Source organism: Sphingomonas canaveralia (genome assembly GCF_047238125.1).
Lineage (GTDB): Bacteria > Pseudomonadota > Alphaproteobacteria > Sphingomonadales > Sphingomonadaceae > JBDFMH01.
Map to the genome: position 1 here is coordinate 3449973 of NZ_JBDFMH010000001.1, position 17725 is coordinate 3467697.

17 protein-coding genes are annotated in these 17725 nt (G+C 65.6%); 3 read left to right on the forward strand and 14 right to left on the reverse strand.

Features of this window, described 5'->3' with window-relative positions:
- Positions 1-90: 90 nt before the first annotated feature.
- The 4 genes from ABC347_RS17235 to ABC347_RS17250 form a co-directional block, all read right to left on the reverse strand.
- On the reverse strand, positions 91-960 hold the full coding sequence (locus ABC347_RS17235) for a hypothetical protein (protein WP_413246937.1): 870 nt from the start codon (positions 958-960) through the stop codon (positions 91-93).
- Between the two features lie 170 nt (positions 961-1130).
- A complete protein-coding gene (locus ABC347_RS17240) occupies positions 1131-4175 on the reverse strand; it encodes a hypothetical protein (protein ID WP_413246938.1) in 3045 nt (1014 codons plus the stop codon).
- Positions 4172-4528, reverse strand: a complete 357-nt coding sequence (locus ABC347_RS17245) for a hypothetical protein (protein ID WP_413246939.1) — start codon at positions 4526-4528, stop codon at positions 4172-4174. The genes ABC347_RS17240 and ABC347_RS17245 overlap by 4 nt, the downstream gene beginning before the upstream one ends.
- Positions 4529-4663: 135 nt before the next feature.
- Entirely contained in the window at positions 4664-5776 is a 1113-nt protein-coding gene (locus ABC347_RS17250; RefSeq protein ID WP_413246940.1) for a helix-turn-helix transcriptional regulator, read from the reverse strand.
- 273 nt (positions 5777-6049) lie between these two features.
- Here ABC347_RS17250 and ABC347_RS17255 point away from each other — a divergent pair, with 273 nt between their 5' ends.
- Positions 6050-7480, forward strand: coding sequence for an amino acid permease (locus tag ABC347_RS17255; RefSeq protein ID WP_413247095.1), 1431 nt, complete (start codon positions 6050-6052; stop codon positions 7478-7480).
- On the opposite strand, the gene thpR is transcribed toward ABC347_RS17255, so the two are convergent.
- On the reverse strand, positions 7465-7998 hold the full coding sequence (gene thpR, locus ABC347_RS17260) for an RNA 2',3'-cyclic phosphodiesterase (RefSeq protein WP_413246941.1): 534 nt from the start codon (positions 7996-7998) through the stop codon (positions 7465-7467). The two genes, ABC347_RS17255 and thpR, sit on opposite strands and share 16 nt — an antisense overlap.
- A gap of 127 nt (positions 7999-8125) precedes the next feature.
- Here thpR and ABC347_RS17265 point away from each other — a divergent pair, with 127 nt between their 5' ends.
- Entirely contained in the window at positions 8126-8860 is a 735-nt protein-coding gene (locus tag ABC347_RS17265) for a Bax inhibitor-1/YccA family protein (RefSeq protein WP_413247096.1), read from the forward strand.
- Positions 8861-8927: 67 nt separating this feature from the next.
- Here ABC347_RS17265 and ABC347_RS17270 read toward each other — a convergent pair whose 3' ends face one another.
- Genes ABC347_RS17270 through ABC347_RS17280 form a run of 3 tightly spaced genes read right to left on the reverse strand, consistent with a single transcriptional unit; the run spans position 8928 to position 12542 of the window.
- Complete coding sequence (locus ABC347_RS17270; protein ID WP_413246942.1) at positions 8928-9545, reverse strand: glutathione S-transferase family protein; 618 nt, start codon at positions 9543-9545, stop codon at positions 8928-8930.
- A gap of 50 nt (positions 9546-9595) precedes the next feature.
- Positions 9596-10483, reverse strand: a complete 888-nt coding sequence (locus tag ABC347_RS17275; RefSeq protein WP_413246943.1) for a dienelactone hydrolase family protein — start codon at positions 10481-10483, stop codon at positions 9596-9598.
- A 13-nt stretch (positions 10484-10496) separates the two neighbouring features.
- Positions 10497-12542 (reverse strand): prolyl oligopeptidase family serine peptidase, encoded by a 2046-nt coding sequence (locus ABC347_RS17280; protein WP_413246944.1) that lies wholly within the window; start codon positions 12540-12542, stop codon positions 10497-10499.
- Between the two features lie 111 nt (positions 12543-12653).
- On the opposite strand from ABC347_RS17280, the gene ABC347_RS17285 reads away from it, so the two are divergent.
- A complete protein-coding gene (locus ABC347_RS17285; RefSeq protein WP_413246945.1) occupies positions 12654-13352 on the forward strand; it encodes an HAD family hydrolase in 699 nt (232 codons plus the stop codon).
- 101 nt (positions 13353-13453) lie between these two features.
- Here the strand turns inward: ABC347_RS17285 and ABC347_RS17290 are convergent, their stop codons facing one another.
- From ABC347_RS17290 to clpA, 6 genes are all read right to left on the reverse strand, one after another.
- Complete coding sequence (locus ABC347_RS17290; RefSeq protein ID WP_413246946.1) at positions 13454-13687, reverse strand: antitoxin Xre/MbcA/ParS toxin-binding domain-containing protein; 234 nt, start codon at positions 13685-13687, stop codon at positions 13454-13456.
- Complete coding sequence (locus ABC347_RS17295; RefSeq protein WP_413246947.1) at positions 13684-13878, reverse strand: hypothetical protein; 195 nt, start codon at positions 13876-13878, stop codon at positions 13684-13686. The genes ABC347_RS17290 and ABC347_RS17295 overlap by 4 nt, the downstream gene beginning before the upstream one ends.
- A gap of 237 nt (positions 13879-14115) precedes the next feature.
- The gene (infA, locus tag ABC347_RS17300; protein ID WP_413246948.1) at positions 14116-14376 is read right to left on the reverse strand and encodes a translation initiation factor IF-1; all 261 of its coding nucleotides are present in this window, start codon (positions 14374-14376) and stop codon (positions 14116-14118) included.
- Between the two features lie 5 nt (positions 14377-14381).
- On the reverse strand, positions 14382-14588 hold the full coding sequence (locus ABC347_RS17305) for a cold-shock protein (protein WP_413246949.1): 207 nt from the start codon (positions 14586-14588) through the stop codon (positions 14382-14384).
- Positions 14589-14737: 149 nt separating this feature from the next.
- Positions 14738-15271 carry a hypothetical protein gene (locus ABC347_RS17310; protein WP_413246950.1) on the reverse strand — a complete coding sequence of 178 codons (534 nt, stop codon included), beginning with the start codon at positions 15269-15271 and terminating at the stop codon, positions 14738-14740.
- Between the two features lie 34 nt (positions 15272-15305).
- Positions 15306-17627, reverse strand: a complete 2322-nt coding sequence (gene clpA / locus ABC347_RS17315) for an ATP-dependent Clp protease ATP-binding subunit ClpA (RefSeq protein ID WP_413246951.1) — start codon at positions 17625-17627, stop codon at positions 15306-15308.
- Positions 17628-17725: the final 98 nt, after the last annotated feature.

Sequence of the window (17725 nt, forward strand, 5' to 3'; positions counted from 1 at the left end):
CCGCCGCGGGGTTAGGGAAGGACCTTTTTTGTGACGGTGTGAGCAGAGATCGTGCGGCACCGATGTGGCACCCGAGGCGGTGATGCTCGGTCAGCCGTCGGGCGCGAACGGGCCGATTACTTCGGGGCCGGCGATCAGGTAGAACATCTCTTGGGCGGGCCTGCCGGCGTTGAGCGCCATCGACAGGTTGATTGCAAAGCTTGCCCCGCCCGCGGCATCGGGCACCAGCACGATGCGCTGCTTGTGGGCGGTGAAATCGTCGCGTCGCAGCATCAGCAGGGTGACTGGCAGCGCGCGGCTTCCCGCCGGTCCGTTGACGCGGCCGATCGCCACCAACACGCCGCGATCGCTGCGCTGGACGACCATCGAAGCCGGGGCAGACGAGGGCGGTGCGGCGAGATCACCGGTCGGGTTCGGCATCAGCCAGGCGGCGGCGGTCGCCGGCTCGGCCGGATAGGCGCGCGGCTCGCCTGAGATCGCGGTACGCACGGTCGGCGATTTCCAGTCGAAGTACAGCGCAGTGGTGGCCAGCAACCGCGCGCCTTCGCGCGCCTTGCCGAGCGGCAGTTCGAGCAGCGACACCTTCGGAAAGGCGGCCGATTCCCACGGCTCCGCCGGTTCGGGGCCGAACCGCGAGCGGCCGGACGGCATCACCGGCTTGCCCGATACGAACGGGAAGTGGAACGCCACGTCGCCGGTGACGAGATCCGAGATCGCCACGATCATGTTGAGCTGGGGCTGCACGTCCCACCGACGGTGCTTGTTCACTCGGCTGGCGAGGAGGACAGGCAGTGTATCGCTGCGCCGTGGATCGAGCCGGGCGGGCGCCGCCACCGACAGGAGCGGCTTCTGGATCGATGCGAGCGCCATTTCGAGCTCGTCGAGCTGGTCCTCTCCCAAATGTTCGAAATCGGCATCGGCAAAGGCAGGCAGCGGCGCCGGTTCGGGACGAGTGGCCATCATGGTTCTCCCGGCAGGGGACAGGGCAGGGGCAGGCGATGTTGCGACCGGTGCTGGTGGTGGCGGCGGTGGCGGCGCAGCCTGGCTTCCGCCATCGCAGCCTGCAGCGCCCGCACCCAGCGCCAGCAGCGCACCCAGCGCAAGGCCGATGCCTGCGCGTGCGGCGCGGATCATTGGACGTCGGACATTTCTTCGATCACCATGAAGCCATGGCACACTTCGCAGAAGCGGTGGATGCCGTCCGCGTCCGATTGCACCACCGGATCCATCACGCAGTTGCGCAGCTCGCCCGCCTCATGGTGGAAGCAGTGCCAGCCTTGCCCCAGCTGCGAATTGGGATGGGTCGGGCCTTGTGGCAGCTGATTGCCGGGATTGATGACCTGGCGGAAGGCGTGGCCGCATTCGTGCACGATCGTATCGTTGAACTGGCGATCTGCCTGGCGGATGGTGATGATGCGCTGATTCTGCGATTCCCCGGCATAGGGGCCGGCGGCGCACTGAAGGTTCAGCGTGATCGTGATGTAATGCTGGTTGGTGATTAGCGATCCGCTGCCGGTGTCGGTCGGATCGTTGACCGACACGTCGAACACCGATGTCCGGTTGGGATCGACGAAGACATGGCTTTCGCGCACCTTGCCGCGCTTGGCCAGTGTCCACTGCGCGGCCGCGTGATCATATTTGAACAGTTCGTAGCTGCCGGAACGGAATAGCGGTTTGCCGTTGATCGCCGGGCTGGACAGGCAGTGCGTGGTGCGTTCGGTTATCGGGAACGCACCGGCCAGCCGATTGGCGAGCACTACGGTCACCCGTTCGTCGCGGCCGTTGAGATCCCACTGCGCATCGCCGATCGCAACCGGCAGGGTCAGCGCAGCTGGCTTGTATCGGGTGTAGAACTTGTCCTTGTTGAGGTTGCTGATCATCGTCTGCATGCCGTTGCCAGCGCCTTCGTTGATCATATAGCCCACGAACCGCGAATTGGGGATGCGCCGCATGTCCGCGTCGCTCAGGTCAAGCTGAGGCTTGGTGATCATGGTCGCGCGGACCGCATCGAAATTGGCAGTGGCGGCGGCCGTGCTCAGCGCCGGCGAGCCTGCCGCCTGGATCAGCTGGATCCAAAATTTGCGCCGTACCTCGACCGTGTTGAACTGCGGCGGCTCCTGCGCGTGCAGCGCATCGCCCGCCTCGTGTTGGCCCTGCTGCGGATCCTGGCTGATATAGATGCCGATCTTCGCCTTATCCCCGCCGTAGCGCGCAGTGACGAGCTTGCACTTGGCGCTGCCATGGTTGGTGATGGCAGTGCGATGCTTGTCCGCGCCCCGCGTCAGCGTGTCGAACCAGTCGAACTTTATCGCCTGCGCCTTCGTCCAGCTACCGTCGATCCGCGGCCACATCTCATCCAGGTCGACGCCGTTGTTGGTCTTGCGGTTGGCGGCATCGGCCACCCAGCGGAAATAGAGTTTGAGCCCGCTCAGCGGCGGATGGATCTTGGCCTCCACCTCGACCTCGCGGCCCGCGCCGCCCTTCTTCAGGTTGGTCCACATCGTGTATTTCTTCGATCCGGCAGCGGCGCCGTCATCCTCCAGCCGCTCCGCGATCGGCGTCAGGTCCGCGGAGACGACCTCGATCACGGTGAAGCGGCCGAAATCGCCATAATGTTTGGGTATCTTAGGAATGGGCGGCGGATCGGTGCGGTCCATGCCCACCTCCAGCCCGCAATCGGACCAGTCCGATCCGGCGCTGGCGCCTTCGACCCAATAGGTCTTGGGGGCCGCTTTCAGCGCCGGCACGCCGATCTGCAGCGGCAGCGCGACCTCATTGCCGCCCTTTTCAGCATCGAACAGTTTCAGGATGCGCGATCCGCCGCCCGATGCGCGTCGGAACTGGTCGATCACGATCATGTGCGCATCGCTGCCGGCCGGCCAATCGCCCGCCTCGAGCTTCAACACCTCTACTTTCGCGCGCGAAGCATGCGCCGCGCGCTGCACACTCAGCAGGCGGCGACCGGCGACCTTGTCGGCATCGGTCATCACCTGCTGCACCAGCCCGGCATCGTCGTGCGGGCGCTTGGCGGGCTTGGTGGCGGCATCGTCATAATGGCTGAGCTTCATGGCCAGCCTGGCGACGCCGAATGTCTCGGTCGCAGGCGGGCCCGCCTCCACCATTGGATCGGTCGAGGGTGACAGCGTCAGGGTCATGTCGATCACGCCCTGGGTCAGCCCGCGAGCCCATAGCTTCACGCCGGCGCGTAGCTGATCGGCAGTGAATTTCAGGTTCGTCGCCAGTGTCCGGCAGGTCGGATCAAGGAACAGGCGCGACTTGCCCCCGGGCTGGAAGGTGCCGTGCCCGGTGTAGCGCGGATCGTGATTGTCGAGCCCCAGCTCGATGCGGGTCGGATCGGGCTCCAGCTTCGGCTCGCCAGGGCGCTGGAAGGTGTAGAGCGCCTGATCGAGCATCGCGACCTTGTATTCGGTCTTGATGGTGGGGCGTACCACGCCCACGTCCTCGATCGTGACGCTGTGGCTGACCGCGGCGTCGACAATGATCCGATCGTCACGCGCATCGCTCAACGCCAGCGTGAAGGTGGCGCTCGCCCCGTCGCGATCGGCGGGGCGGACATAAAGATCCATCCCGGCCAGCAGCTTGGACACCGGATAGGTCAGCGGCCCGGCTACCGGATTGGTGAAGCCCGGATCGGTGAACAGATCGCATCCGCCCGGGGCGGGCGTAAGCGTGCCGGTGCCATCCAGCGTGTAGCCCAGGTTCTGCCAGGTCCGTTCGACCTTCAGCGTAATCTTGCCGTTCTCGCTCTTGGGGATGTCGGCGCGGCGGCGTTTCAGGCGATCCACCCCGCTGATCCGCGGCGTCACCTTCTCCTTCAGCCGATAGGGGCAGGTCTGCACCGGGCTGGCGACGCTGTTGGCCGGTAGCGTCGCCTGCGCGCGTTGCAGCGCATCCAGCACCGGCTTGTTCGGAACGGCCGGCTTCCACGCGGGCTTGGGTGGAACGGGCGGGGGCGGATCGGACCACGCAGACGGCTCGGCGGATTGCCAGGGGGTGGTCTGTGGCTTTGGCGGCACCGGTGGCGGGGCATCGGACCAGGCAGTTGGTTCGGCCGACCGCCAAGGTGTCGTCGCCGGCTGTGCGGGCGCCGCGGGCGGCTGGCCCGGGCGATTGCCGCGCACCCAGCCGCCGCCGCTGCCGCCACCGCCGCTCATCTGCCGCGTTCCTCGGCCGCGATCATGTGATCGGCCATCCACCGCATCTTCACACGGCCATCGACGTCGAGCGCCAATAGTTGTTGGAGCCGGGCCTGTTCGGGGGTGGCCGCAAAATCCGGGCCGTAGAGCAGCGTCAGCGTGAGATAGAGGCCGACCGACTGTTCATCTTCCATCCCATGGCGGGCCGCGGCGGCCATGCCCTGTTCGACGAAGGCGTGCAGCCCCGCCGGGCCGAGTGCGCTGGTCTCCTGCGGATGCCCGTCGGTCAGGAATTGCCCGAGCCGCGCAATCAGGCGGTCCCGATAGCCGATCGACACCGCCGCCATCTGCGCTTCGGAGACGGTCAGCACGCTCGATCCCCTTCCTGCCCGGGCCGACGGAACCGGGAGCATAGCCCGTAAAGCCGCAATCATGCCAGACCCTAGCCAAAGTTCTCTTGGGCGAAGTGATCGTCGGCACAGCCGTTACGACCGAACCGGATCCGGCTAGAAAGTAGAGTGCAGCAGCGGTGCGAGACGAATCACGAGATCGACTTCGCGCCGCACGCCGATCTTAGCAAAGATCGTCTTCAGCTGGGTGCGTACCGTTTGCACGGACACGCCGCGCGCCGCCGCGATGCTCTCGCGATCGTCGCCAGCCGCCAGCCGCAGTACGATATCGGCCTCGGCACGCGACAGGCCGTGCGCGTCTCGCAACAGATCGAACCGTGCCGCATGCAATCGCCCGCTGCCGCGCAGCACCAGCAGCAGGCTCGGCCGATAACCCAGGCTCCAGGGCTGGCGCGGCAACCGGCTGACATCGACGACCAGCATCTCGTCGTCGGGGCCGCCACGCAGCAGCAGGCTGGTCATCGGCTGATCGCCCGTATCCAGCATGCGTCGGACCGCGTGATCCAGGGCCACGCCATCGGCGCGCGGCGCGGCCGCCAGCCGATCATCCGCGATTCGCAGCCGCCCGCATGACAGCAGCCGCTGCGCAGCCGGCGTGTAGGCGGCGACACGGCCCAGCCCATCGAGCACGAATACGGCAGCGTCCAGCGTTTCGAAGGCCCCCGCGACCAGCGCCGCACCGCGATGTTCCAATGCGGATTGGATCCGCACCGCCGCCCGGGCATGGCCCGCGATTCCCGCGAACATCCGGCGCTGTTCCGGGGTGGTCCGCCCGTCGCTCGCGGTGCGCAGCACGGCCAAGCCGATCAGGCCGTGGCGGTCGACCTGAAGCGCCGACTGGCAACCGAACGGGATGTCGTTGTCACGCGCGAAATCGGCATAGATGTCGCCATGGATGTCCGGCATGACGCGGTCATAATCATCCTCGTGCACCACTTCCATGACGGCCGCACGCTGCGAGGCGGCCACCCGCGGATTGACCGCAGGGCTGCCGCCATCGATCTCCACGAATTCGCGCAACGCCTTTTCGGGAAAGCCGGTGACCCAGTTGAACGGGATATTGGCCGAACCACCGATGCCGACGAGCTGCGCGCGGTTCGATCCCGTAGCATCGGCCAGCGCCTGCAGTGCGGGCATCCACAACGCATCGTCCAGCGCCGCGGCCGCGAAAGCATCGCCAACCGCTGCCAGCACGATTTCGTTACGCATCACGACCACGAAAGGCGACCCATGACGAAGCGCTAGAAAAGAAACAGTGCAACCGCAACTAAATGCATGTCCCGACTTCGCACACTTGCCGATACTTACCGCAAACGGGGGATGTGCGGTTCGGTTCGAATCGATAGGCGCGTGTTGCGACCCACACTGGGCGGCGGCGGCACCGTTCGCCGCCGCCCTTTTTGCACCACCACCACGGCTCGGCGATGGACCTGCCGAGCAATCTGCGGCACCCATCGCGCAACGAAGATGCGAGGGGCAGTTATGGGCGTATTGGGGGTCCGCAAGACGATCGGCGGGGAGGGTGCGACCCATGGCGGCCAGCAGTTGCGCCGCACGCTGGGATGGCCGCATCTCGTTGCGCTCGGCGTCGGCGCGATCGTCGGCACAGGCATCCTGACCCTGATCGGCGTGGGGGCCGGCATGGCCGGCCCCGCGGTGATCATCTCGTTCGCGGTCGCCGGGCTGATCTGCGCCTGTGCCGCGCTGGCCTATGCCGAGATGGCGACAATGATCCCGGCATCGGGCAGCGCCTATACCTACAGCTATGTCGTGATCGGAGAGCGGATCGCCTGGATCATCGGCTGGAGCCTGATCCTGGAATATACGCTGGTCGTTAGCGCAGTCGCAGTCGGATGGTCGGGCTACGCAGCGCCGCTGCTGCGGGACTGGCTGGGCATGCCAATGGCGCTGATGCAGGGGCCCGAACTGGGCGGCATCATCAACCTGCCCGCGATCTTCATCATCCTCGTCGTGGCTGGCATGCTGATGCTGGGCACAAAGGAAAGCGCCACCGTCAACGCGCTGCTGGTGGCCGTGAAGATCGTGGCGCTGATCGTGTTTGTGGCGGTCGCACTGCCCTATTTCGATGCGGCCAATCTCGAGCCGTTCAGCCCGTATGGCTTCGCCAAGCATGCGGTAGAGGGGGCGGACGGGAAGATCGTCGAGCGGGGTGTGATGGCGGCAGCGGCGATCATCTTCTTCGCCTTCTACGGGTTCGATGCAATAGCCACCGCAGCCGAGGAGACCAAGAATCCGGGTCGCGACCTGAAGATCGGCATCGTCGGATCGATGATCGCCTGCGTGATCATCTACATGGGCGTGGCCGCGGCCGCGGTCGGCGCGATCAGCTTCACCCGTTTCGCTGGCAGCCCGGAGCCGCTGGCGCTGATCCTGCGCGAGATCGGCCAGCCCGGCGCGGCGCGCTATCTGGCGGCATCGGCGGTGATCGCGTTGCCAACCGTGATCCTGGCCTTCTTCTACGGGCAGAGCCGCATCTTCCTGGTGATGGCGCGCGACGGCATGCTACCGGCCGGGCTGGCGAAGATCTCGCCACGCGGAACACCGGTGCGGATCACGCTGTTCACCGCGCTGCTCGTCGCGGTTCTGGCCGGCATCGTGCCGCTGGGCGAGCTGGCCGCGCTGGCCAATGCCGGTACGCTGGCAGCGTTCGTCGCGGTATCCGCCTGCATGTTGATCATGCGTCGTCGCGATCCGGAAGCGCCGCGGACATTCCGTACGCCTGCACCCTGGATCGTGGGCGGAATCGCGATCCTAGGTTGCGTCTATCTGTTCCTGAACCTGCCTGTGAAAACGCAGACATGGTTCCTGATCTGGAACGTGGCCGGCGCGATGATCTACCTGATATGGGGGGCGGCGGGCGCGCGCCGCCGCCGCGATCAGGCCAAGGCGTAACGCGTAACGGGCTCGTACCAGGCACCATCGTGGCCGAGATGGCTTTCGTAGAGCAGGAAATGGTCGACGCGGAACGGCGGGCTGCCAAGACCCGCCAGCATCTCTAGCGGCGGATGGACGGGCGCCGCGCCTCGGCCGAAGCGGGCGAGCGTGATATGCGGCAGATAGGACCGCCCTTCGGGCGCGACGCCGGCCGCGATCAGCGCACGATCAATCTTTGCGTGCAGGGCTGCCAGCGGCTCACGCGGGGCGACACCGGCCCAGAGCGTATCGATCCGGCCCTTGCGGTCGAACGTGCCGGCCCCTTCGATCCGCAGCTCGACCGGCGGATGGCGGACGCGGGCAAGCGCTTGGGCGATGTCATCGCCGGTGCGGCTGTCCACCTCGCCGATGTAGCGCAGCGTGCAGTGCAGCTGACCATCGTCCTGCCAGCGCGCACCAGGCACGCCGCCCATCGCCGCGATCAGCAGCGCGCGGAGCGAGGCAGGCGGGCGCAGGGCGACGAACAGACGATGCATGACAGCTTTCGGCAACAAAACGTTACAAGAACGGTGCGGGCGGCTCCGCTTGAAAAGGCACGTGATTGCGCCGATATCTGCACCATGCCAGCCCCATATTGGGGAAGGCGAGAGGAGTTTGATAGAGATGGCAAACTGGTCTGACCCCAGAGCGACCGCCCAGGCGCGTGCCGCCGGTGTCGGCGCGCGGGATACCGCCGTCGATGCGGGGCTCCGGTCCTACATGCTCTCGGTCTATAACTACATGGCCTCGGGCGTTCTGCTGACCGGCATCGTGGCTTACGGTTTCGCCGTGTCCGGCATGGCCGAGGCGATCTTCGTCAGCGGCGGCGCCCTGCGCTACGTCGTGATGTTCGCGCCGCTGCTGTTCGTGCTGGCGCTCAGCTTCGGCATCAATCGCATGTCCACCTTCGCCGCGCAGGCGACCTTCTGGGCATTCGCGGTGGTGATGGGCATTTCGATGTCGTACATCTTTCTGGTGTTCACCGGGGGGTCGATCGCCACGACCTTCTTTGCGGTGGCGGTCGCGTTCGCGGCGCTCAGCCTCTATGGCTACACCACCAAGCGTGATCTGTCCGGCTTCGGCACCTTCCTGATCATGGGCGTGGTCGGCCTGCTGGTGGCGTCGCTGTTGAACCTGTTCCTGAAGTCGCCGGCGCTGATGTTCGCGATCTCCGGGATCGGTGTGCTGCTGTTCGCCGGCCTCACCGCCTACGACACGCAGAAGATCAAGAGCATCTACTTCGCCGTGCAGGGAACCGATTTCTACGGAAAGTCGATCGTCCTCGGCGCGCTGACGCTCTACCTGGACTTCATCAACATGTTCACCTTTTTGCTGAACTTCACCGGCAGCCGCGACTGATACCAGCGCGAAACGGACGCGAAACGGCCCGGCGGAGCGATCCGCCGGGCTTTTTCATGTCCGTGGCTCAACCATCTTTTTGCGGGATCAGCGCATCGTCGATCTCGTTAGCGCGGACATGGGCCGGACGCGCGAAATGCCGCCCGACATAGTCCGTGAACACCGGCCGGCTCTCGATCGAATTGAACATCATCGCCCAGCCAAGATGCGATGCGATGTAGAGATCGGCTGCGCTGAACCTGTCTCCCGCGATGAACTCGCGGCCGGCCAGCGCGCCTTCCAGCGTATCGACGACCCGGCCAAGATCGCCATAGCCGACCATCGCCTTCTTGTCGTCGGGCACCACGATGCCCAGCGCCTTGTCCGTCGTCGCGGCTTCGATCGGGCCGGCCCCGAAGAACAGCCAGCGATAATAGGCCGCGCGATCGTCCAGGGGAGGGGCCAGGCCTACCTGCGGGAATGCATCGGCCAGATAGGCGCATACCGCCGCGCACTCGGTCACCACCCGATCGCCATGCTGGATCGTCGGCACCTTGTGCATCGGATTGATGGCCTTCAGCGCGGGGTTCTCCACGCCCCACTCCACGATCACCGTGTCGTAGGGCTGCCCGACTTCCTCCAGCATCCAGCGCGCAATCCGTCCCCGCGACATCGGGTTGGTATAGAAGGTCAGCGTATCGGCCATCATCCGTCTCCCTTGGATCGATGAGAACGTATCAGGAACGATCGAGCGTGTCAGCCTTTCAGTCTGGTCCGCAGGAATGCAGTCGTCCGCCCCCAGGCCAGGTCGGCCGCTGCCTTGTTGTACCGCTCGGCAGAGGTGTCGTTATTGAACGCATGGTTGGCACCGGGATAGAAATAGGCCTCGGTGGGCACGCCTGCGGCCTTGAGCGCATCGATCCAGGGCTGGGCGGTCTTGTTCACGCGCTCGTCGATGCCGGCATAGTGGAGCAGCATCGCGGCCTTGACCTGTTTGGCTTCGGCCGGATCTGGGGCGGGCCCATAATAGGGCACCGCCGCAGCGAGCGCCGTGCCGCTGGCGACGGCCAGCCGGTTGGTCAGCGCGCCGCCCCAGCAGAACCCCATCGCGGCGACCTTGCCGGTGGAATAGCGGTGCGTCCGCAGCCAGCGCACCGTGGCCGCGCCATCGGCCACAGCTTGCGCCAGATCGAGCTTGCCGATCGCCTCGCGAGCGAGATTCTCATCGGTCGGCGTGCCGCCCGCGATCGACAGGAAATCGGGCGCCAGGGCGATATAGCCTTCCAGCGCAACCCGCCGGGCGACATCGCGGATATGCTCCGTCAGGCCACGATTCTCATGGATCACGATCACGACCGGCAGCTTGCCACGGGCCTTGGCCGGCAGCGCCATATAGCCCTTCATCTCCCGCCCGGCCGCGACCGCCCAGGTCACGGCGGATGTCTTGAGCCGCTTGTCGTCCGCCGGCACGATCGCTGCCGCTGCCGGGCTGGCGGCGATCGCGGCCGCCAGGGCGTTGGCGGCGGCGGCTGACCCGGCGAGCTTCGTCAGATCCGCCATGAAGGCGCGACGATCATGGGTCTCGTGCGTGAAGCGGTCATACAGCGCGATTGCGCGCGCCTTCAGGTCGGGGCCGTCGGTCATGTCCCGTTCCTCCTCATTTAGCGCGATAGCGATCGAACCACGCCAGGATCGCGGATGCCTTGGCGGCAGACTGGCTGGGCCGCGCGGCGAGCCCGCCATGCGAAGCACCCGGCACCTTCACCAACGCGGTCGGCACGCCGCGCAGCTTGAGCGCCGAATAATATTGTTCGGATTCACTGACCGGGGTCCGATAATCCTCGGAACCGACCACCACCAGCGTCGGCGTCTTCACATTGCCGACCAGCGACAGCGGCGATCGTGCCCAATAACCCTGTGGATCTTCCCAAGGCATCTTGCCGAACCAATATTTGGCAAAGAACGCAGTGTTGTCTGCGGTCAGCACGAAGCTGGCCCAGTCGATCACCGGTTTCTGGGTCGCGGCGGCCTTGAACCGATCGGTCTTGCCCACGATCCACGAGGTGAGCACGCCGCCGCCCGACCCGCCGGTCACGAACAGATTGTTCGGATCGATCGATCCGGTGGCGATCGCCGCGTCCACCGCCGCCATCAGATCATTATAATCGCCTTCGCCGGGGTAATTGTGGTGGATGAGGTTGGCGAACTCCTCGCCATAGGATGTGCTGCCGCGCGGATTGACATAGACCACCGCGTAGCCGGCCGATGCGTAGAGCTGGTTGTCGGTCGAGAAGACCGGACCATAGGCGGCGAACGGCCCGCCATGGATCTCGAGGATCAGCGGATATTTCCGCGCAGGATCGAAATCGGGTGGCGTGACCAGCCAGGCATCGACCGCACGTCCATCCGATGACTTGACCGGCAGCGGCCGAACCTGGCCCAGCGCCTTGGTGGCAAGCAGTTCCTCGTTCAACCGCGTCAGCCGCTTCGACGCCCCGCCGCTCGTCAGCATGATATCCGCCGGGCGCAGCGGCGTGCCGCCGGTAAAGGCGACGCTGCCCTTGTCCGACACGCTATACTGGCCGCCGGCATAGGGCCGGTCGAGGGCTGTCGGGACCAGCCCTTCGGCCACCGTGGTAATGCGGCCATCCAGCGACACGCGCGCCACTCGCGTGCCGCCCTTTTCGTCATACTGGACATAGATGGATCGGCCGTCGCGCGCCCAGCGCGGGCTGTCGACGCTGCGATCCAGGCTGGCGGTCAGCACGCGCGGCGTACCGCCGGCGACCGGCATCAGATAGAGCCGACTGTTCTGATAGCCGAGCAGCTTGTCGTCATATCCGGTATAGGCCACCCACTTGCCATCGGGCGAGACGCTGGGTTCGTTGTCCGGCCCATTGCGCGTGGTCAGCGCCGTCACGCGTCCGGTCGCTACATCGAGCGCATGGATGTCGCTATTGGCGGCATCCAGTTCCCAATCGGGGTGGCGGATCGCGCTGAACAGGATGGTGCGGCCATCCGCCGTCCACGAAAGCGGGCCATTGTCGTGGACCGCCCCGAAGCTCAGCTGGCGGGGGCTGCCGCCGTCCGCCGGCACGACGAAGATATGGTCGAAGCCCGGCTTCACATAGCCGCCGCCATCCTGGCGGTACGTGACGGCATCGATGATCTCGAGCCCCTCCGCCCAGTTGGCGCCTTCCGGCTTGGCCGGGGCCTTGCCGAGCTTCATTCCCTCATCAGGCACCGTCGCGACATAGGCGATGCGGCTGCCATCCGGCGACCAGGCCAGCGCATTGGGCGCGGTCGGCAATGTCGCGACCTGAGCGGATTCGCCGGTCGCGATCCAGCGTACCATCAACTGGGGACCGGCCTTGTCGATAGCGGAGACATAGGCCAGCCGCCGGCCGTCACGCGACCAGCGCGGGCTGCTGTGCGATCCGGGCCCGGCCACAAGCGGCGCCTGCTGGCCGGTGGCGGTATCGATCATCCAGATCGTCGACCGTGCCTTGTCGGTCATGATGTCGTTCGATCGGCGGACATAGGCAATGCGGCTGCCGTCAGGCGAGATCTGCGGGTCGCTCGCCACTTCCAAGCCGAACAGATCGACGCCCTGAAGCGTGCGGGTGGGCGCCGTGGCAGGCGCGGCCAGCGCTGGCATCGAAGCGGCGGAAGCAAGCAGCAGCAGCAGCGCGGCACGGATCATCGGAACCTCATCGGCAAGGGCAGGGATGGCGCACTCTCGTCTTTTTGGGCCGTCATGCAAGCGGTTCCGGTTCCGGATGACGGCGGGGCCGCTGGTCGCTAAACGGTGCGCATGCCGCTCGACCTGATCGCTCTCGATGCCGATGACACGCTCTGGCACAACGAGACCTGCTTCCGAATGACCCATGCCCGCTTCAACGATCTGCTGGCGCCCTTCGCCGATGCCGATGCGCTGGAAGCGGGGCTGGCGGCGTGCGAGCGGCGCAACCTCGCGACCTACGGCTACGGCGCCAAGGGCTTCACGCTATCGATGATCGAGACCGCGCTGGACGTGAGCGCGGGACGCGTTTCCACCCGGGTGATCGGCGAGATCCTGGCGGCCGGGCGCGAACTGCTGGCCCATCCGGTCGAGCCGCTGGAAGGCGTGGCCACCGCGCTCGAGCAGCTTGCCGATCGCGGACGGCTGCTGCTGATCACAAAGGGCGATCTGTTTCATCAGGAGAGCAAGCTGGCCGCATCGGGCCTGGGCGACTGGTTCGCGGGCGTCGAGATCGTCAGCGAGAAGACAGCGGATGTCTATGCACGCATCTTTCGCCGCCACGGCGCCGATCCGGCGCATGCGGTGATGGCGGGGAATTCGGTCAAGTCAGATGTGCTGCCGCCGCTTGAAACGGGCGCCTGGGCCGCGCTGATCCCCTATCCGCTCGTCTGGGCGCACGAGGCAGCGGACGCACCGGTCGGGCATCCGCGCTACCGCGAGCTTGCATCGCTCGCGGATCTGCCGGGCTGGATCGACACTATTGCTGACTGAGGAGGCGAGTTTCCCAGGGCAGGAACTGCGGCTTGCCGCGCGGGCTTCCGCGTCTTTCCAGTAGCCGATCCGTCGCAGATGGCGATAACGGCGCGAAGCGATCAGGACGTGCGCGTCTCCAGCAATCGGATCACATCGCTCAGGCCTTCTTCACTCGCGGTGGCGATATCCAGCGGACGGCCGCCGAGCGCGTCGTCATGCGTGTTGAGGAATGCGATCACCGCAGCCGTGCCACCCAGGCTGTCGATCGCGTGGCGCGAAGCACGCCCCTGCCGCTCGGCCTCGGCGGGCGAGAGCCGCGGTTGATCGTAGCGTTTGGCGAAGGGGCGGTTCATCGTACCTGCTCGGCTTTTTCGGCGGCAAGCTGATCGCGCATGTCTTCACCGCGCAGCAGCCGCTCGGCCATCGCGCGCCAGGCCGCTTCGGAGCGCAGGGCGCGCTCCTTGACGTTGGACAGCTGGGTTTCGGCAGCCGCGCGTGCGCTTTCGGCGGCACGGGCGAGATAGAAATCGCTGGTCACCGACATTGGCAGGCTCCTGATCCAGGCGGTTGCGGGGCCGGGCCCCGGAAATCAGCCGAGCAGTTCGGCAACGATCCGCCGATAATCGCGACGGGTGAGGATGGATGCTGCTGGCGGGGACCGAAGTCCCTCTGCGGCGGCATGATGTCGTGGTGATCGTATCGTGAAATCGGTCGTGGAATTAAAACGCATGATGCTCCTGCGCGCGCCGGATACGGCGCACGGTTGGGTTGGGTGTTGACGTCAGCGACGGAAGCCGCGGCGCTGGGACGGACCCACGCCGGGCGTCCGCTCGCGAAAGATGATGCGGCCCTTGTCGAGATCATAAGGTGTCATCTCGACCTGAACCCGATCGCCCACGACGGAACGGATGCGGTGTCGCCGCATCCGGCCCGCCGTATAGGCGATGATCCGATGCTCGTTTTCGAGGACGACCCGAAAACGACCATCGGGCAGGATCTCGTCGATCTGGCCGTCGAGAACCATCAGATCCTCCTTGGCCATGCCGATCAGGCCTGCTGGAGGTTGACGGCCGACATCTTGCCGCGGCGGTCGGCTTCGATCTCGTAGGTGACGCGCTGGTTCTGGGTCAGCGTGCCGAGACCGGCCTGTTCGACGGCGGTGATGTGGACGAAGCTGTCATTGCCGCCGTCGTCGGGCGCGATGAAGCCGTAACCCTTGTCGACGTTGAAGAATTTGACTGTACCGATGGGCATGTGAACTTCCTTATTCACGAGCATTGACATCCGCGAGTCAATGAACTCGCAGAGCTAGAAGCGTGAAATGGAAGGATCGACCGCGGGGGCGTCAAATTCCGTCGCAGGCGACGATAGCTTGTTCCATATGCGCGTTCAGCTGCGAAAAGTCAATGCAGCGGCCGTCTCGCCCGCACATGTTCAACGAGATCGTCCGCAATCGAGCGGTACGACCGGGAAATATTTGCAAGCTGTTCGGCAGGAACGGTCAGCATGATCGCATCACCCTCATGCCGCAGGGCGCCGATCGATCCGGCCGCCGCGATCGCACTGGGCAGATCGGCGCCCAGCCCGCCGGAACGGACATGGCCGTGGCAGTGATGCAGGCACGCGCGCAACCGACCGATCGCGCGCAGCGGCTCATGCGCGGGGGAGGGCAGATCCATCATCGCATTGACTGCGCGAAGCTTGTTGGGGGCGTTGCGCAGCCGTGCGAAGCCGGGGCGGTCATGATCCGCCGGCGCCAGACAGGCTGCAGCCTCGTCTGCCAGCACGCTTAGGAACCGATCGAGCTCGCGCAGCGCATTGCCGATGAAGCGGGTGCGCGCAGCGTCCGGCTGCACGGCACCGGCTTCCTGATCGGACCAGCCTGCCAGGAATTCGGCGCCCCGCACCATCGTGATGTGCGCGCGCTCGAGCGTCATGCCCAGGCGCGCGCCAGTGGCGTGCGAAGGCGAATCACGCCTTCTCGACGCTCACTCCGGCCTTGCCGCCGCCACGCTTCTTCGGCTTGCGCGGCGGGGCGGACGTGATCTCGAAGGCCAGCGCCTCGTCCTTCACATGCACCTTCACTTCGCCGCCATGGACGAGCTTGCCGAACAGCAGCTCCTCGGCCAGCGGCTGCTTCACCTTCTCCTGGATCAGGCGGCCCATCGGCCGCGCGCCATAGAGCTTGTCGTAGCCGCGGGTGGTGAGCCAGGCCTTGGCCTCCTCGTCCAGCGCGATGTGCACGTCGCGATCCGCCAGCTGCAGCTCGAGCTGCAGGATGAACTTCTCGACCACGCGGTTGATGACCTCGGTCGGCAGGTAGGAAAAGGGGACGATCGCATCCAGCCGGTTGCGGAATTCCGGCGTGAACATCTTCTTGATCGCTTCCTCGTCCTCGCCCTCGCGGGTCAGCTGGCCGAAGCCCAGGGACTCGCGTGCCATGTCGGACGCGCCGGCATTGGTGGTCATGATCAGGATGGTGTTCCTGAAATCGACCGTCTTGCCGTGGTGGTCGGTCAGCTTCCCGTTGTCCATCACCTGCAGTAGGATGTTGAACAGGTCCGGATGCGCCTTCTCGATCTCATCGAGCAGCAGCACGCTGTGCGGATGCTGGTCGACCGCGTCGGTCAGCAGGCCGCCCTGATCATAGCCGACATAGCCCGGAGGCGCGCCGATCAACCGGCTGACCGAGTGGCGCTCCATATATTCGGACATGTCGAACCGCTGCAGCGGAATGCCCATGATCGCCGCCAGCTGGCGCGCGACTTCGGTCTTGCCGACGCCGGTGGGGCCCGAGAACAGATAGTTGCCGATCGGCTTGTCGGGATCGCGTAGGCCTGCGCGGCTGAGTTTGATCGCCGACGACAGCACCTCTATCGCCTTGTCCTGCCCGAACACGACGCGCTTGAGATCGGTCTCGAGCGTGGCCAAAGCCTTGGTGTCGTCGGTCGAGACGGACTTCGGCGGGATCCGCGCCATCGTTGCGATCACGGCCTCGATCTCCTTGGGCGTGATCACCTTCTTGCGCTTGGATTCGACGACCAGCATCTGCATCGCGCCGACCTCGTCGATCACGTCGATCGCCTTGTCGGGCAGCTTGCGATCATTGATGTAGCGGCTCGACAGCTCGACGGCGGCCTTGATCGCATCCGGCGTGTAGCGCACCGAATGATGCTTCTCATAGCTCGGCCGCAGGCCGGCGAGAATCTTGATCGCGTCCTCCACAGTCGGCTCGTTGACGTCGATCTTCTGGAACCGGCGCAGCAACGCGCGGTCCTTTTCGAAATGGTTGCGGAATTCCTTGTAGGTGGTCGAGCCGATGCAACGGATCGTGCCGCCCGACAGCGCCGGCTTCAGCAGGTTGGATGCGTCCATCGCGCCGCCGGAGGTGGCGCCCGCGCCGATCACGGTGTGGATCTCGTCGATGAAGAGCACTGCGTGCGGCAGCTTTTCGAGTTCGGAGACGACCTGCTTCAGCCGCTCCTCGAAATCGCCGCGATAGCGGGTGCCCGCCAACAGCGCGCCCATGTCGAGCGAATAGATGACTGCGGGCAACAGCACTTCGGGCACTTCGCCGCGTATGATCTTCAGCGCCAACCCTTCGGCGATCGCGGTCTTGCCGACGCCGGGATCGCCCACATAGAGCGGGTTGTTCTTCGATCGCCGGCACAGGATCTGCACCGTACGGTCGACTTCGGCCGAGCGGCCGATCAGCGGATCGACCTTGCCCTCCTTGGCCTTCTCGTTGAGGTTGACGGTGAACTGCTTCAGCGCGCTTTCGCCCTTCTTGCCGTCGGACTTCTGCGGCTTTTCTTCCTCGGCGCCCTTCACTTCGCGTTGCTCCGCTGCCTGGCCGGCCTTGCCGACGCCGTGAGAGATGAAGCTGACCGCATCGAGGCGGCTCATGTCCTGCTGCTGCAGGAAGAAGACGGCATAGCTCTCGCGTTCGGAGAACAGCGCCACCAGCACGTTGCCGCCGGTCACCTCTTCGCGACCGGACGACTGGACGTGCAGGATCGCGCGCTGCACGACGCGCTGGAACCCGCTGGTCGGCGAGGGATCGGACTGGCCCTCAACCTTCAGCGCGTCGAGCTCGGTATCGAGGTACAGCGTTACCGCTTCCTTCAGATCGCCCAGGTCGACCCCGCACGACGTCATCACCTTCGAGGCATGTTCGTCGTCGATCAGCGCCAGCAGCAGATGTTCCAGCGTGGCATATTCGTGGCGACGGGTGCTGGCGGCCGACAAAGCGTTGTGCAGCGTCTGTTCGAGCTCGCGGGCGAACGATGGCATAAGAGCTACTCCTTCGGAACCGGACGATGGCCGGCTCCCTCGATCACAATGTCGTGATTGGCGCGCCGATCATCAAGGACGGCCGCTTGCCGGAGCGA

Coding starts and splice junctions, on each gene's coding strand:
- ABC347_RS17235 (WP_413246937.1), bottom strand. CDS start 960: ATGGCCACTCGTCCCGAACCGGCGCCGCTGCCTGCCTTTGCCGATGCC.
- ABC347_RS17240 (WP_413246938.1), bottom strand. CDS start 4,175: ATGAGCGGCGGTGGCGGCAGCGGCGGCGGCTGGGTGCGCGGCAATCGC.
- ABC347_RS17250 (WP_413246940.1), bottom strand. CDS start 5,776: ATGCGTAACGAAATCGTGCTGGCAGCGGTTGGCGATGCTTTCGCGGCC.
- ABC347_RS17255 (WP_413247095.1), top strand. CDS start 6,050: ATGGGCGTATTGGGGGTCCGCAAGACGATCGGCGGGGAGGGTGCGACC.
- thpR (WP_413246941.1), bottom strand. CDS start 7,998: ATGCATCGTCTGTTCGTCGCCCTGCGCCCGCCTGCCTCGCTCCGCGCG.
- ABC347_RS17265 (WP_413247096.1), top strand. CDS start 8,126: ATGGCAAACTGGTCTGACCCCAGAGCGACCGCCCAGGCGCGTGCCGCC.
- ABC347_RS17270 (WP_413246942.1), bottom strand. CDS start 9,545: ATGGCCGATACGCTGACCTTCTATACCAACCCGATGTCGCGGGGACGG.
- ABC347_RS17275 (WP_413246943.1), bottom strand. CDS start 10,483: ATGACCGACGGCCCCGACCTGAAGGCGCGCGCAATCGCGCTGTATGAC.
- ABC347_RS17280 (WP_413246944.1), bottom strand. CDS start 12,542: ATGATCCGTGCCGCGCTGCTGCTGCTGCTTGCTTCCGCCGCTTCGATG.
- ABC347_RS17285 (WP_413246945.1), top strand. CDS start 12,654: ATGCCGCTCGACCTGATCGCTCTCGATGCCGATGACACGCTCTGGCAC.
- ABC347_RS17290 (WP_413246946.1), bottom strand. CDS start 13,687: ATGAACCGCCCCTTCGCCAAACGCTACGATCAACCGCGGCTCTCGCCC.
- ABC347_RS17295 (WP_413246947.1), bottom strand. CDS start 13,878: ATGTCGGTGACCAGCGATTTCTATCTCGCCCGTGCCGCCGAAAGCGCA.
- infA (WP_413246948.1), bottom strand. CDS start 14,376: ATGGCCAAGGAGGATCTGATGGTTCTCGACGGCCAGATCGACGAGATC.
- ABC347_RS17305 (WP_413246949.1), bottom strand. CDS start 14,588: ATGCCCATCGGTACAGTCAAATTCTTCAACGTCGACAAGGGTTACGGC.
- ABC347_RS17310 (WP_413246950.1), bottom strand. CDS start 15,271: ATGACGCTCGAGCGCGCGCACATCACGATGGTGCGGGGCGCCGAATTC.
- clpA (WP_413246951.1), bottom strand. CDS start 17,627: ATGCCATCGTTCGCCCGCGAGCTCGAACAGACGCTGCACAACGCTTTG.